Origin of the sequence: Roseibium algicola (genome assembly GCF_001999245.1) — a bacterium.
Taxonomy (GTDB): domain Bacteria; phylum Pseudomonadota; class Alphaproteobacteria; order Rhizobiales; family Stappiaceae; genus Roseibium; species Roseibium algicola.
Map to the genome: position 1 here is coordinate 2,988,834 of NZ_CP019630.1, position 14,772 is coordinate 3,003,605.

14 protein-coding genes and 1 pseudogene are annotated in these 14,772 nt (G+C 60.5%); 4 read left to right on the forward strand and 11 right to left on the reverse strand.

Going from position 1 to position 14,772, the window contains the following annotated elements; translation table 11 throughout:
- Nucleotides 1-3 precede the first annotated feature (3 nt).
- Nucleotides 4-1,044 carry an esterase-like activity of phytase family protein gene (locus tag B0E33_RS14015; protein ID WP_077293317.1) on the forward strand — a complete coding sequence of 347 codons (1,041 nt, stop codon included), beginning with the start codon at nucleotides 4-6 and terminating at the stop codon, nucleotides 1,042-1,044.
- Nucleotides 1,045-1,114: 70 nt separating this feature from the next.
- Here the strand turns inward: B0E33_RS14015 and B0E33_RS14020 are convergent, their stop codons facing one another.
- Together B0E33_RS14020 and rpmB are read right to left on the reverse strand one after the other, a co-directional pair.
- Nucleotides 1,115-1,780, reverse strand: a complete 666-nt coding sequence (locus B0E33_RS14020; RefSeq protein WP_023002808.1) for a VUT family protein — start codon at nucleotides 1,778-1,780, stop codon at nucleotides 1,115-1,117.
- A 116-nt stretch (nucleotides 1,781-1,896) separates the two neighbouring features.
- Nucleotides 1,897-2,193 (reverse strand): 50S ribosomal protein L28, encoded by a 297-nt coding sequence (gene rpmB, locus B0E33_RS14025; RefSeq protein WP_023002809.1) that lies wholly within the window; start codon nucleotides 2,191-2,193, stop codon nucleotides 1,897-1,899.
- Nucleotides 2,194-2,533: 340 nt separating this feature from the next.
- Between rpmB and B0E33_RS14030 the strand changes: the two genes are divergently transcribed.
- The 3 genes from B0E33_RS14030 (at nucleotide 2,534) to B0E33_RS14040 (ending at nucleotide 6,273) form a co-directional block, all read left to right on the forward strand.
- On the forward strand, nucleotides 2,534-3,367 hold the full coding sequence (locus tag B0E33_RS14030; protein WP_208984624.1) for a DUF3108 domain-containing protein: 834 nt from the start codon (nucleotides 2,534-2,536) through the stop codon (nucleotides 3,365-3,367).
- A 330-nt stretch (nucleotides 3,368-3,697) separates the two neighbouring features.
- Entirely contained in the window at nucleotides 3,698-4,657 is a 960-nt protein-coding gene (locus tag B0E33_RS14035; protein WP_023002811.1) for an acetyl-CoA carboxylase carboxyltransferase subunit alpha, read from the forward strand.
- A gap of 344 nt (nucleotides 4,658-5,001) precedes the next feature.
- Nucleotides 5,002-6,273: a L,D-transpeptidase family protein gene (locus tag B0E33_RS14040; protein WP_077293319.1), complete on the forward strand. Its 1,272-nt coding sequence runs from the start codon at nucleotides 5,002-5,004 to the stop codon at nucleotides 6,271-6,273.
- Between the two features lie 210 nt (nucleotides 6,274-6,483).
- On the opposite strand, the gene B0E33_RS14045 is transcribed toward B0E33_RS14040, so the two are convergent.
- From B0E33_RS14045 to B0E33_RS14080, 9 genes and pseudogenes are all read right to left on the reverse strand, one after another.
- Nucleotides 6,484-7,068 (reverse strand): class I SAM-dependent methyltransferase, encoded by a 585-nt coding sequence (locus tag B0E33_RS14045; RefSeq protein WP_077291528.1) that lies wholly within the window; start codon nucleotides 7,066-7,068, stop codon nucleotides 6,484-6,486.
- Nucleotides 7,069-7,272: 204 nt separating this feature from the next.
- Complete coding sequence (nudI, locus tag B0E33_RS14050) at nucleotides 7,273-7,704, reverse strand: nucleoside triphosphatase NudI (RefSeq protein WP_075284550.1); 432 nt, start codon at nucleotides 7,702-7,704, stop codon at nucleotides 7,273-7,275.
- Between the two features lie 195 nt (nucleotides 7,705-7,899).
- Nucleotides 7,900-8,501: pseudogene (locus B0E33_RS14055) on the reverse strand (HD domain-containing protein).
- 89 nt (nucleotides 8,502-8,590) lie between these two features.
- Nucleotides 8,591-10,072: an indoleacetamide hydrolase gene (gene iaaH / locus B0E33_RS14060; protein WP_077291529.1), complete on the reverse strand. Its 1,482-nt coding sequence runs from the start codon at nucleotides 10,070-10,072 to the stop codon at nucleotides 8,591-8,593.
- Nucleotides 10,073-10,157: 85 nt separating this feature from the next.
- A complete protein-coding gene (locus tag B0E33_RS14065; RefSeq protein WP_077291530.1) occupies nucleotides 10,158-10,931 on the reverse strand; it encodes a helix-turn-helix transcriptional regulator in 774 nt (257 codons plus the stop codon).
- A gap of 76 nt (nucleotides 10,932-11,007) precedes the next feature.
- A complete protein-coding gene (locus B0E33_RS14070) occupies nucleotides 11,008-12,060 on the reverse strand; it encodes a MaoC family dehydratase (RefSeq protein ID WP_077291531.1) in 1,053 nt (350 codons plus the stop codon).
- A gap of 157 nt (nucleotides 12,061-12,217) precedes the next feature.
- Complete coding sequence (locus tag B0E33_RS31120; protein WP_167579544.1) at nucleotides 12,218-12,394, reverse strand: hypothetical protein; 177 nt, start codon at nucleotides 12,392-12,394, stop codon at nucleotides 12,218-12,220.
- Nucleotides 12,391-13,521: a YeeE/YedE family protein gene (locus B0E33_RS14075; protein WP_167579545.1), complete on the reverse strand. Its 1,131-nt coding sequence runs from the start codon at nucleotides 13,519-13,521 to the stop codon at nucleotides 12,391-12,393. The genes B0E33_RS31120 and B0E33_RS14075 overlap by 4 nt, the downstream gene beginning before the upstream one ends.
- Before the next feature lies 1 nt (nucleotide 13,522).
- The gene (locus tag B0E33_RS14080; RefSeq protein WP_208997819.1) at nucleotides 13,523-14,446 is read right to left on the reverse strand and encodes a sulfurtransferase; all 924 of its coding nucleotides are present in this window, start codon (nucleotides 14,444-14,446) and stop codon (nucleotides 13,523-13,525) included.
- Between the last annotated feature and the right edge of the window lie 326 nt (nucleotides 14,447-14,772).

Sequence of the window (14,772 nt, forward strand, 5' to 3'; positions counted from 1 at the left end):
AACATGGGAGCAGAAAGGCGTCTTTCGGCAGGCAGCTTCGCGCTGGCTGCCGTCTTTCTCTCCACTTTCTGGTTTGCTGCGCCCGCCGCCGCCGGGGCGCCGGAGCTGCTTTCGGACGCACAGCCGGTCAAGGCCCGTACCCGGTCCATCGACACATTCCGCATAGGGCTTGCCGATACGACCTTCGGCAAGCTGACTTTTCTTGGCGGTCTGGAGCTGATAGCCGCGGACCGCAAGGTCGGCGGGCTTTCCGGTCTGATCAGTCTGGACGGGGGAAGCGCGTTTCTGGCGGTCACCGACAACGGGCATTGGGTCAGTGGCCGAATCGTGCAGACAGCGGATGGCAAGCCGACGGAGATCGAAGACTTGCGGTTCGCGCCGCTTTTGGGTGCCGATGGCAAAACGCTCGATGCACGCTGGGGTCATGATACCGAGGCACTGACGCTGTCGGGCTCCGGTCTTTATGTCACTGCTGAAACCCGCAACGCCATCTACCGATATCCGTGGCCGATTTCGACCGGCAAGGAAAGGATGATCGGTGAAGTCGCGCTGCCGCAGGATATTCGCGATCTGCCGCGCAACACCGGTCTGGAAGCTCTGGCGGCCGGGCCGGAGGACGGCCCGTTGGCCGGCAAGCTCGTGGCTGTCGCGGAATCAGCGCCAAGCGACCTGCATGATCTGTCTGGCTTCATCATCGGTCCGGACGGCACGGAACGTTTCACCATCCGCCGGTATGAGCGCTTCGATGCGACGGATGCGGCGTTTCTGCCCGGCGGCGACATGATTCTGGTGGAGCGCCGCTTCAGCCTGCGTGATCTGATCGGCCTGCGGCTGCGGCGGTTCAAAGGAGCCGACATTGCTGCCGGAGCCGTTCTGGAAGGCGAGTTGCTGCTGGAGGCCGACTTCAACTCCCAGATCGACAACATGGAAGCTCTGGGTATTCACACCAATGAAAACGGTGAAACAATCCTGACGCTTGTCTCCGACAACAACCGTTCGATCCTGCAGAGGACCTTGTTCCTGAGGTTTCGGCTGGAAGATTGAGGCGCGGGAGCACTTCTGCCCGGCAAGTCGATCCCCGGACGACCAACCCCGCCTTTGTCGCGCCTGATGCCTAGGCGGCAGTTCCCTTCGGCATGGCCTGAAACAGGCCGAGCACGATGCGGTAAGGGGCGAGCAGGGCGACGGCAACCAGCATCTTGACCAGGAAGTCTCCCACGGCCAGCGACACCCACAGCAGCGCCTGGGTATCGTCGCTGATGCCCAGGAAGGGCACCGGGAAGGCGAGCGAGCTGTCGTCCATCCCGAACAGGCCGTCGATGAAGGCGAAGCTGGCGGAAAAGGCGATGCCGAAGAACAGGAGCGTGTCGATTACCGAGCCGATGAAGGAAGAGGTGATCGGCGCTTTCCACCAGGCCAGCTTTCGCATGCGGTCGAATATCGTCACGTCCAGCAATTGCGCGACCAGGAACGCGGTGCCGGAGGCGATGGCAATGCGGGGCGTCGCCAGCCAGATTGACAGGACCACGGCAATCAGGAAGCCGGCAATCACAACCTTACGTGCGGCGGTCGGGCCGAAGCGGCGGTTGGTGAGATCGGTCACCAGGAAGGCGACCGGGTAGGTGAACGCACCCCAGGTGAGCGTATCGGCAAGATTGACACCGCCGATGAAATGCTCGACCGGGAACTGGACCAGAAAGTTGGATGCAACGACAACGGCCGCCATCGCCAGAATGGCGACAACGTGATGGCTCGCGGAGAAGGTCCGGGTTTCGGTCATGTGTTCACCTCATAACGACAGACGCCCAACCGATATCGATTGGGCGTCCTGAAAAGGTTCTTTGCAAGTATGCGAGCTGCCTGCTGCCGGAGCGAGCCGTGCAGGCGCTTCAGGCCTTAAGCGGCAGCGGCTTCAGCCTGCTTGCGCTTGATGTCGACCTTGATCTTGCGAGCAGCGTCGGACAGGTCCGCGTCGCTTGCCTTCATCAGGTATGCGTCCAGACCACCGCGGTGTTCGACGGAGCGCAGTGCGTGTGCGCAGACCTTCAGCTTGAAGGTTTCGCCGAGCGTGTCGCTGATGAGGGACACGTTGCACAGGTTCGGCAGGAACCGGCGGCGGGACTTGTTGTTAGCGTGGGAGACGTTGTTGCCCGTCATCACATCTTTGCCGGAGAGTTCGCAACGGCGTGCCATGATATCACCTTTTGTTTTCGTGGCTGGGCCGTTACTTTGAACCCAGCAAGTCCAACCGGAACCGGCGCGGACCTGAGGCCCGGCGACATCGTCTCCGGCATTTCTCGGAAAAAGTTGCCCCGCTATAATGGGAGTGAAGGCCAACGTCAAGACATCTCCGCCGCTTTGCGGAGATTCACTGCTTTTATTTGCAGGACGCCCGGCTGTTAACCAGTGAGTTACCATAATTTAGAATGATTGGGGTCGTTCATCGAGCGGGATTTATGGTATCTTTCCGTCGCGGAACACTCATGGCGCGGGGGCGCAATTCGCTGCCAGACGGCAGTCCGGAGGTTTTGAAGTGTTTGGTTTGATGTCTCTCGGGCGGCTGGTCGCCCTGCCAATGCTTGCTGCGGCGCTGCTGACGACACCGGCGGAAGCCAAGAAAAACAGCGTCGGCGGCCTTTACAATATTTCGATTGCCGGCTTCAAGGTCGGGCGCGGAACGCTGTCGCTCGTCATGCAGGGCAATGCCTATTCGGCCAAGGTCAGTCTGGAGCCGGCAGGTATCGGCACGCTGTTCACCACCGGCAAGGGTGGGGCGGAAGCATCCGGCTGGATGGTCGGATCGCGCGTCGTGCCGTCGAAATACAGGATGGCGTCGCACGCCTCCAATCTCGATTTCTACGTCAACCTGAGCCAGGGCTCCGGGTCCATCCGTTCAATGGAAGTCGCGCCGCAGTTCAAGCCTAATCCGGAGCGGATCAAGGTGACGGATCGGCATACGCGCAATGCGATCGATCCGCTGAGCGCCGCTCTGATGCCGGTCGGCCGTGCCAAGGACAGTCTCGGGCCGAAGGCCTGTTCGCGTCGTCTGCCGGTGTTCGACGGCTGGACACGGTTCGATATCAAGCTGAGCTATTCCGGCACGAAGGAAGTCTCGGGCCACGGCTATGACGGCCAGGTCGTTGTTTGCAAGGCCCGCTGGGTACCTGTCGCCGGGCACCGCCCGTCCAAGGATTCGGTCAAATACATGGCTCAGGCCAACATGGAAGTGTGGGTTGCGCCGATGGGCCGTGACAACGTGCTCGTCCCCTACCGGATTTCCATAGACACCAAGAACGGCCGCCTGATCGTGGAAGCAGACAAGCTCAAGATCGACGGTGCCGGCAGCGATCAGGCATCCGTCGACTGATCACCGACCCTTCTTCGGCCCTTTCCGGCAAAAATCCGGGAAGGGTTTCCCAGGCGCGACAGGCTTTCAATCCCTGTTTGCCGGCACACCGAGACTTGCGCCCACTTGCGTCTCTTGATACAGCCCTCCAACTATGCGTTCAGGCACGCTTGCGTTGCCTGGAGCATCTTGCGTTGTTCAGACGCGGCAAAGATGCTTGAACGTCTTTGAAATGATCGACATTCGGGTGGCTGGTCGCTTTCGGCTGGTAATCCTTCGATCTTGTGACAGAATTTCCGGAGCGGCCGCCGGACGTAAGGCGGTGCCGGCTTGTTTCAGGTAACCGAGTAAATGCACAGCTATTTGGAATTCGAAAAGCCCGTTGCAGACATTGAAGGCAAGATCCAGGAGCTGCGCGCTCTGGCCGGGGAAGATGGCGAAGCCGTCAATGTCGACAGTGAAATCGACCGGCTGAAAACGAAATCCTCGCAAACGCTGCAGGACCTCTACGCCAAACTGACGCCCTGGCAGAAAACGCTCGTTGCCCGCCATCCCGATCGCCCGCATGCCGTTGCTTATATCGCCGGTCTGATCGAAGATTTCACGCCGCTTGCCGGTGACAGGAAGTTTGCCGAAGATGCAGCGCTGATCGCCGGTATCGGTCGTTTTCGCGGTCAGTCGGTGGCTGTTCTGGCTCAGGAAAAAGGCCACGACACCGAAACGCGTCTGAAGCACAACTTCGGCATGGTCCGTCCGGAAGGTTACCGCAAGGCGGTCAGGGTCATGGAAATGGCCGAACGTTTTGGCCTGCCGCTGATCACCTTTGTCGACACCTCCGGCGCCTATCCGGGACGCGGGGCTGAAGAGCGCGGCCAGTCCGAAGCCATCGCCCGCTCGACGGATGTCGGCCTCGGCCTTGGAACGCCGTCCGTTTCCGTCGTCATTGGCGAAGGCGGCTCCGGTGGCGCGATCGCGATCGCGACCGCCAACAAGGTTCTCATGATGGAACACGCGATCTATTCGGTGATTTCACCGGAAGGCGCCGCCTCCATCCTGTGGCGCGACAGCGCCAAGGCGCAGGACGCTGCGACAGCACTGAAGATCACCGCACAGGATCTCAAGCAGCTCGGTGTCATCGACGACATCATCAAGGAGCCTGTCGGCGGTGCGCACCGTGCACGTGAAATCGTTATCGACAACGCGGGCAAGGCGATCGAATCTGCGCTGAAAGAGTTGGCGGGCCTGTCGCCGGATGAAATACGCAAGCAGCGGCGCGAAAAATTCATCGCTATCGGCAGAACCCTGAGCTAGGTCTTCCGGTTGCCGGGTTCGGCAATATCGCCACGCTGGTAACCGCGCTGTTCACCAAACTGCTGTATTTCGGAAAAAAACGATGCAAGGCCGCCGTAAAAGCGGCCTTTTTGCCATCCTGTGGCCAGAATTTGCCGTCATTCAGGCGAAGTTGGGACGCGCAAGATGACGCTTGGGCAAGTTTTTGTTCCTATCACCATAATTTTGGTCGCAGGCACAATCCGGTTTCAGTAACTTATCGTCAACCATCATTCCCTAGCCTTTGCGCGGGGGCGAGGACGCAGGAAATGCGGCAAGGCAGTTCGTTCGCCTTTGTCGGTTTCCGCTTAGTTTGGGACAGTATCATGGTCTTTCGGCGCCTTATGAACACGCCAGCCGGCCTTCTTCTTGGCAACAGCGGCCTGAGTGGCCGCAAGGCAGCCCGTCTTGGTGCGGCGCTGATGATTGCCGGTGTGCTGGCGGCTTGCCAGGCAGACGAATTTACTGCAGGCCCCAACAAGGCGCAGCAGCCTGTCAGCGCGTCGATCAAGCGCAAGATGAACGATCTCAACATGAGCTCGACCTCGCCGATCATGATCCGGATCTTCAAGGAAGAAAGTGCTCTGGAAGTCTGGAAACAGACCCGCACGGGCAAATACCAGCTTCTGGACGAGTTCGAGATCTGCAAATGGTCCGGCAAGCTCGGCCCGAAGTTCAAGGAAGGCGACCGTCAGGCCCCGGAAGGCTTCTACGAGATCACGCCTGCCCTGATGAACCCGAATTCCAGTTATCACCTGGCTTTCAACCTCGGTTACCCGAATTCCTATGACCGCTCCCACGGCCGCACCGGCTCGCATCTGATGGTGCATGGCGCCTGTTCGTCCCGTGGCTGCTACGCGATGACGGACGAGCAGGTCCAGGACATCTACGCGCTTGCCCGCGACAGCTTCAAGGGTGGTCAGCGCTCCTTCCAGGTCCAGGCCTTTCCCTTCCGCATGACGCCGGAAAACATGGCTCGCCACCGCGACAGCGAGCACATGGAATTCTGGAAAATGCTGAAGACCGGCTACGACCATTTCGAGATCACGCAGACCCCGCCGCAGATTTCCGTCTGCGAGAAGAAATACGTGTTCGATGCCACCACGCTGGTGGAAGGCGTACCCTTCCGGGCCAGCGCCAAATGCCCCGACTATCAGGTGAGCCCGAGCATCGCGACGGCAGTTGCCTCCAAGCAGCGCCGCGACAACGAGAAATACCAGCAGCTTGCTGCCCGCTTCGATGCTCGTGACGAGCGCCAGAAGCGCTGGGAAGAGCGCTCCAACCGGCTTGCCGAAGCGCTTGGCGGTGGTGAGGACGACACCAACCCGGCTGTTGCCACGGCCGAGACGGCTGCGCCTGACGTACAGCCCGCCGCCGAAACGGCGACGCCTGCAGTTCCTGCAGAAGCGGCTCCGGCAGCACAGCGGCGTCCGGGCTCGGCGGTCGAGACCGCCTTTGCCCCGCAGGACCAGTCGGGCGGCGGCTCTGTCGGAAGCTTCTTCAAGCGTTGGGTACCCTTCGGTCCGAAAGCTTCGGAAGAAGGCGCTGGTGTTGGTCCGATCGAAACCGAAGTGGTTCCGGATACCAAGCCGAACTGATCGGGCCCTGTCCCGGCTTCAGCCTCATACCCGGTCTTCAGCTCCATGGAGATCCCGCCCCCCGGATGATGTCCACATCCAGAGGATTGCAAAGTCCTCAGGATGTGGAGGGAAGGCGATCCGAACTGCGTGACGGTGGAGTGAGCAGATCTTGCGTGATGTGGGAAGCTCGCGGCGCAAGCCCGCCGGCACAGCCTGCCTCAACGGACGTTATTTGATCGCGGTGATGGCGGCCCATTGGGTCGGTTTGCGGTCATAGCCACTTCCCAACCAGGTTTCTGTTTCCAGGATGCGCCAGGTTGCCGCTTCTCGCCAGATCGCAGTCAGTTCGTCCTGAGGCAGAAGATTGTAGTAGCGACCAAACGCGTCTGTGCCTTCGTTGGTGCCAACCTTGAAACTGGCCCAAACGACCCCGTTCTCGTGTAGCGCCCGATGAATTCTCTCAACCACATCGCCGAGGTCGGCTCTTGGAGCGTGTGTCAGTGCGGCGCAGGCATAGACGCCGTCATAAACCTCAACCGCATCAAGCTCGTTAAACAACATGGTCCGAACCGGCTGGCCTAACCGTTGCGCAGCTATCGCAGCGAGTTCGGACGAGCCATCCGTGGCATCCAGGACGAAGCCGGACTTGAGTATGGCCTCGGCGTCCACACCGCCTCCGGTTCCCAGTTCCAGAATTCTGCCCTTTGCTTTGCATCGCTCCAGGAAGGCAGGCAATCTGGGATTAGGCGTCTCCTTGTCGGCAACATATTCCTTGGCAGTGGTGTTGTAAAAATTCACTGTTTCGCTGGTCATTGATGACGCTCGCCCCTCCCCATTGGGTTCAATTTCAAATTCGCATAACTTGAAGTTGTGGCGGCTGTTTGCGGCGCAAAGTTGGCCTGAAAGGGCTGTCGTTGAAGAAGGAACCTATCGTGCCGGGATTTGAGCGGAGCATTCCTGGCGGGAGCGCTTGCTCTGGTCGAGAAGGTGGGCAGATCTCGGGATCCTCGACACCTGTCAGGACGGCAGCAAGCCCTTTGCTTCAAGCGTCATTCTTGTGGCTTCGTTGAGATCATATTTGCCGAGATCTTCGGGAAGGACCCATGCGAAGTCCTCGAACTCTTCGTTGATGGAAACGTTGCGGTTCGCCGCCTTGCAATCAAATATGAGATAAATCATGTAAATCTGCTCGGACGTGCCGTCCGGGTAGGTCTTTGTCCGGACATCGTCGCGAAACGTCCAGGGTTGGACGTCCTCAATCGTCAGGTCGGATCCCAGTTCTTCCGAGATTTCTCGAAGCAGCCCTTCTGTCATCCGCTCACCCTGTTCCAGACCGCCACCCGAAAGTGCCCATTGTCCGGGAAAGACACCCCGGTCGCTTGGCATCTTGCACAGAAGGTACGCGCCTTCGTTTTCGATCAAAGGGCAAACAATAATTCTCTGACGCATGTCTTTCTCGATCTAACTGATTTTACGAGGAAACTTCCGGCTACGATCCGCGGCAACGGCGGCATTCGTCGCAACAAGGTGGCAGTCTCCTGAACCCTTGAAAGGTTCAGGGGGCGATGGACGGGTTGTTTGCGATGGAGTGTCGATCGGTGTTTTGAAAGACAAAAGCTACCGCGTCGATCACGTGCTTGTCTTTTACTGCAGCGGCGGCAATCCCCTTGAAATGCCTTCCTGCAGCACGGCCGGGTCGTAGGCCTTTCGCGAGAAAACCTCGCGCACCAGAGGTTCGAAGCTTTCCAGCGTGTCCATTTCAAAATCGGGATCGAAGGAGGACTGGTCCCAGCGCTCGCAGAAATCGGCGCAGGCCTGGAAGTGCATGTGATCCTTGAACTGGTCGCGGGCGTTTTCGTCCCAGCCATAGTGACGGCCGTAATAGAGCATCTGGAAGATGCCGTGATGTTCCACCACCCAGGCAACCTCGTCCCGCACGAAGGGCGGATGACTTCGGCCGAGAATCGGTCGTGGTTCTGCGGGGCCAGCCCGTCGCCGATATCATGCAGAAGCGCGCCGACGATCCAGTCGATGTCCGCTTCTTCCCGACGCGCCCTTGTGGCCGCCTGCAGGCCATGCTGCATGCGGGTGATCTTGTAGCCGGACAGCGTGTCCTCGTTCTGGCGCTTCAGCTCGGACAGGATCCGTTCCGGTGTAAGGGCGTGATAGGGCCGCTCCGCTTCCGCCAGCAGATCGTAGTCTTCCTTGGTGCCGTCTTTCATCTGGGTGAAGGACACGGTTTTCATGGCGCACACTCCTGTTTTGCGGGAGTGTGCGCCAGGACTTCCGATAAAGTCCAGACAGGAAACACCCTGCTTCTGTGAAGGCCTTCTGCCTAGTTTGACGCTGGCGCCGGCAGGTGTGGCAGAACCGCTTCGACAGCCAGGCCGAGTGCCAGCAGGTGCCGGTCGGAATAGGCAGGGCCATCAAGCTCCAGGCCGACAGGCAGGCCGTCCGATGTCAGCCCCGCGGGCAAGGACAGGCCCGGAATTCCGGCGACGGAACCCGGATCGGTGTTGTGGATGAACGTGGGGAAGGTCGGTACGTCTTCTCCGTTCAGCGACACGGTTTCATCGGATCCGGTGATGGGCTGTGCCGGCAGCGGGGTCGTCGGGAAAACCAGCGCGTCCAGCTTGTTGGCTGCAAAGACTTCAGCATATCCGGCCTGGATCAATGGCCGCATGTCGTCCATTGCCTCCCGGTAAACTGCATCCGGGATCGCCTGGTTGCCCAGCACCAGATTGTCGAAGACGAATTTGACGTCGGGGCTGGCGACTTCATCGGCTATGTCCTGCAGCCCGAGCCCGGTTTCATGCGTCTCCAGAAAGGCGGCAAGATCCCGTTTCACTTCCCACAGGGCGATCGGGAAACCGGCTTTTCCGGCAAGTTCAAGCTCCGTGCTGATATCGACGGGAACAAGGGTCACGCCGGCGGCCTGCAGCTTGTCCAGGGCTTCCTTGAAGAGACGATCCGTTTCCGGTGAGAGGTTGTCCGTCAGCACGCCTGGAACACCCAGACGGACGGTGCCGAGGTCTGCAGGGTCGAGTGTCGCAGTGCTACCCGTGATCACCGCATCGAGGAGGACCAGGTCGGAAACCGTTCTTGCAATCGGACCAGGTGTGTCGCGTGTCGCGGAAATCGGCACGATACCTTCTGCCGGGTAGCGGCCTGTGGTCGGGCGCAGACCGGAAACACCGTTGAGTGCCGAGGGAATACGCACCGAGCCGCCTGTATCGGTTCCAAGGCCGGCGGGCGCCAGCCTGGCGCCGATCGCAGCGCCGGTGCCGCCACTCGAACCGCCGGCAAAGCGGTCCGGATCATAGGCGTTGGCAACCGCGCCGAAGGCGGCGTTGTTCGAGGTGATGCCGAAAGCAAGTTCGTGAAGATTGGTCTTGCCGAGCAGGATCGCGCCCGCATCGCGCAGTTTCTTCAAGACAGGCGCGTCTTCTGCGGGGACCCATCCTTTCAGGGCAGGCGTCCCACCGGTGGTTGGCAGGCCAGCGGAGGCAATGTTGTCCTTCACGACAATCGGCACGCCGTGCAGCGGTCCGAGGGGGGCACCTGCCTTCACGCTTTCATCGGCGGCAGCAGCGGCTGCAAGCGCGCCTTCGCTGTCGAACGTTATGTAGACATTACCCGGGTCATCGCCGGTTCTGGCGATGAGGGCGTTGACGAGATCCGTGGCTGTCAGCGTCTGCCCGGCTATGGCGCTCGCCGTTTCCGCCGCACTCATGGTGGTGATGTCGTCGGCGGCAAGAGCCGGACCGGCAAAGACGGCTGCGATCGCAGTCAGTCCTGCTGTGAGATGCACTTTCATGTTTGTTCCCCTTCTTGTGCATGAGGGAAACAGCAAACGCCTGTGCCTTTTCCGGCGCATCCTCGAAAATGAGGAGGCGCTTCGTTTATTGGAGAGAAAGTCGCGTGTTGACGCTGGCGAGTAGTTCCGCCCGGCTGGTCACCCCCGATTTTTGAAACACCGCCTTGAGGTGGGAGCGAACGGTCGTGACGGAGATTTCAAGATCGGCCGCAATCTCGCGGTCGCGCTTGCCTTCACTCACCAGGCAAAGCACGTCCTGTTCCCGGCTGGTGAGCCCGTGGTGGCCCGCCCAGGCCGTCAAGCGCAATCGGGGGTCGGCATCGCGCTGTTTGCGTTCTTGTGCCTGCATGTTCGCAAGGGCATGTCCGAAGGACGTGCCGATCGCGTTCAGTATTTCCAGATCGCGCTGCTGGAAGGTTTCCTTGCCGGCACCACGCCAGATGCGCAGGTCGCCCAGATGGCCGGTCGCCGCATAGGCATGGAAGTTCATGCCCTGATGCAGGCCGTCCCGTGCCAGAAAGTCGTTGTAGAATTCGGTGCGCAGGAAGTTTTCCCGGGAAATGACCTGGTCGAGGTGGGTGGCGCGCCGGCACATGCGGAATCTGGGTGTAATCGGATCGCAGTGCTGGAAATGGTGTTGGTAGGCGGCAAGATTGCTCTCGTCCATGTTCAGGAACACGCCGTCCGTGTCGCCGTCGGTCCTTGTCCAGACGTAGGAGGCAAAGTAGTCCGCCTCCAGAAGGTCCAGCAAGCGGGTGCCAAGCTGCAGTCTGAGTTGCCGTGCGTCCTGAATGGCGATCATGTCCTGCATGATCGCGAAGATCAGATTTGTTTCCCGGCCCGAAAGCGTTGTCAGCATGCCAGACCTCCTCTTGCGTCATGGTAGCGAGGAAGAGGAGATCCGTCATCCAAAAGGATCGGGCCGGGTGTCATGCCTATTTCGGCATCAGGGCCCAGTAGTCGAAATCGAGAACCACTTCGGGCAGGTAGTTGTCCTCATGGTCCTGTCCGGGGAAGTCATGGCAGGTCCGGTTCTTGGTGGCGACAAGCCGCAGACGCAGCGCGCCGACGTCCGAGCGGCCGTCGATGTCCGCCTTGTCCAGAACTTCCGACCAGGCATAAACCGTGTCGCCTGCCGCCAGCGGGCCGACGTGGCGGCCGCCGTTGATACCGGCAATATGAAACGCGTTGGCCAGCCCGTTGAACGACAGCGCACGGGCAATGGAGATCACGTGGCCGCCATAGACCAGGCGGTGGCCGAAACGGTTGTGAGCTTCCGTGTGCTGGTTGAAATGCACCTTGGCGGTGTTCTGGTAAAGACGGGTTGCCAGCTGATGCTCGGCTTCCTCCACCGTCATTCCGTCGACATGGTCGATCTTCTCGCCAATCTTGTAATCGTCGAAACGGTACTCGGATCCGGCCAGGTCATTGTCCCAATTGGCGGTGTCGAGCAATGGCACGGCGGTGCCGAGTGACTGCGGGTCGAGCGCTGAGGGAAGTTCCGGCACCACCGGTTCCGGCGCCGGATTGGCGGCAACACGCTTGTTGACCATCACCCAGCGGACATAATCCAGCACCTCGGTGCCGTTTTCGGTGTAGCCGGTCGAGCGCACATAGACGACGCCGGTCTTGCCGTTGGAGTTCTCCTTCTTGCCGATCACCTCGGAGACGGTGGAAATGGTATCACCCGGGAAAACCGGTGCTAGGAACCGGCCGCCCGCATAGCCCAGATTGGCGACGGCATTCAGCGAGATGTCCGGGACTGTCTTGCCGAAGACGATATGAAAGGTCAGCAGGTCGTCGACCGGGGCGTGGGAATAACCCAGGGATTTTGCGAAAGCGTCTGACGACTGAACCGCAAAGCGAGAGCCGTAAAGCGCGGTGTAAAGCGCCTGGTCACCGCTGGTGACGGTGCGCGGCGTTGCGTGGCGGATGACCTGTCCCACCTTGAAGTCTTCGAAGAAATTGCCGCGATTGGTCTTGCTCACCTGTGCCTCCCGGTTCTGATTTGTCGGAGAGGATTAAGCCCGCTGCGGTGCACACAAGCAAGTCAGACGTTTTGCCGATGACCTTGTGAAAGCAAGTCGAGGCTTTGGCATCCCGTGGCAACCCGGGAGCGGTTGCCGGTTGGCAGGGATCGCTCGGCTATTTGCCGGCCGGGTCGGGCAGCGCACCGCAAAAGCCGCCGCTCGGGGCGGTGCCGGAGCCCAGAGCCAGAAGTTTCGGGGCCTTGTAGGGATTGGGCGGTGTCGCAGATGCATCGAGCGCAATCATTGCCGCAAGTCCGGCAAGGGCGATAAAGGCTGTTACCAACCGGGTCATGATCTTGCCTCCAGCTTTAGAAGCGGGCGCAGTTTCACGCCGTAGATCGATCCGGCAAAGGCGGCCGCGAACCAGACCCAGCCGTGCAGGCTGCCGGTCGAGATGCCGGAAAAGAACGCACCGACATTGCAGCCGAAGGCAAGGCGTGAGGAATAGCCCAGCAGAAAGCCCGCGACCATTGCGGCGAGCCAGGCCTGGGCCGACAGCGACTGGATTTTCTGCGACAGGCCGCCGGTGCGCCAGCTGGCGACCAGAAAGGCACCCAGGATGATGCCGATATTGGTGAGGGATGTGTAATCCGTCAGCAGGCTATGGGTCAGGCGCTCGACGGAGGCAGGTGCACTCCAGAAGGCGGATCCGGAAAGATCCGCCCCTGCTGCAGATGCCGCCTTTGCAGCCCAAAGGCCAAGGCCATAGACAACGCCCCAGGGTTGGCCGGCCACGATCAGGTTCAGGATGGCAAGGGCGGCCAGCAGCACAGCTGCAACTATCAGCCGGCGAGGCAGGCGCCGGTTTTCGGGAGCTGCCAGTTTCCAGAGCACTGCGGCGATTGCCGAAAGTCCGAGGAGGGTAATCGCTGAGCCTTGCCAGCCGGACAGGGTCAGAACGGGCAATGCCCCAAGATCTGTCCACCAGATCAGGTGATAGGCCCCGGCAAAGCTGCCGATGGCAAAGAAAGGCAGGGCGACAAGGGAAACCGCGTTGCCGGACCCGGCATTGACCAGGGTGCCGGACCCGCATCCGAGCACGACCTGCATGGCAGCGCCGAAGACGAAGGCTCCCGCGATCATGGCAAAGCCGATTGGGCCCTGTGCGCCGCTCAGCTCGCCCTGGTTTGCGGCAAGCAGGGGAAAGGCCACCAGTGAGACAAGGGCGATCGACAGAAGCTGCGCCCAAAGGCCACCCGGGTCCCGGCGCAGGATCATCGCACGCCAGGGGCCGGCAAAACCGAAGCGCAGGCCTTCCAGCACGATGCCGAAGCCAAGGCCGACAGCAAGCAACAGGCCATACCGGCCACCAACCAGAAGGGCGGTGGCCAGAACGGCTGCAAGGGCGGCCAAAACAAGACCGCCGCGGCGCCAGATTGGCGTCGCAGCGGCGGTATGAATGTCTGCGGCTGTGGTCACGTCAGTTCAGTATCTGGTTTATCAGGTTCTGTACGAGACCCGGTGTGTTGGCCATCTCGTTTCCGGACTGGGAATATTCGACCATGGAGCCCGCGTAAAGCTTTGCGTTTTCCACTCCGGCGACTTCGGACACCGCAAACCAGTGAGCTGCGGCCCAGTGGCCGGTGTTGCAGAAGGAAACCGTATCCTTGCCGTCTTCGACACCAAGCGATGCTTTCAGCGCCGCAAGATCGATGGCGGTGGACATGGCCGGCGAGCCTTCCTTGAAGAACGCTGTGTAGGTGTGGTTGATGGCGGTCGGCAGGGTTCCCGGACGCGAGGCAGCTTCATGCGCTTTCTTGCCATTGAAGAAATCCGCCGGGCGAGCATCTACCAGAAGCGCATTCGACTCGCCTGCAGCGACGGCGGAAACGTCTGCCGTGGTGGCCAGCCAGGTGTCGTCAAAGGTCAGTTCCAGCTCGCTCGGAAAGGCGGATTCGGCCGTTGCGTTGACCGGAAGGCCGGCGGCTTTCCAGGACTCCAGGCCACCGTTCAGGATCGACAGGTCGGTGAAGCCGGTGGATTTCAAGGTCCAGTAGACACGCGCGGCGGAACCGAAGTCCGTATCGGTCTTGCCTTCGGACAGGATCACGATTGGCGTATCCTGCTCCAGGCCGAGTTCTTCCAGTTCGGCTTCCAGCTTTTCAACATCCACAAGGCCACCGGGGTTTTCCGCCGGTCCGCGGAACATGCGATAGGGCGCAAACAGCGCGCCGTCTGCATGGCCTTTCTCATATCCCTCGTTGCGGATGTCCAGAAGCACCGGCTCCACGGTGTCCAGCGACGCGGACAGCTCGGCAGCTTCCACCAGCGGGCCGAAGCTTGCGGCGGTGGCGGATGTGGCGAGGCTTGCGGTCATCGCCAGTGCGAGAGCGAAATGTTTCATTGGTTCAGCCTTCCTTGTGCGCGGTTGCCCTGAGGCCAGGCGCTTCAATTCTCAGGCGGAATTGTAAGGAATTCCCGGTCGGGAGGCGTGGGATGGCGTTTCAATTTCCGTCACCGGACTGACAATTTAAACCAAGGCGGACATGCGCCGTGGCAATTGGTTGCGGCAAAGGTTTGAAGACGGCCTCAAGCCTTTGGGTCTGCCGGCGAAACAGATGGGCCCTGAAAACCGGAGAAGGGAAACCAAAACCTCATTCTGAGGAAGCGCGAAGCGCTGTCTCGAAGAATGGGCGGCAGTTTTCGGAGCAAGTACCCATCCTTCGAGAC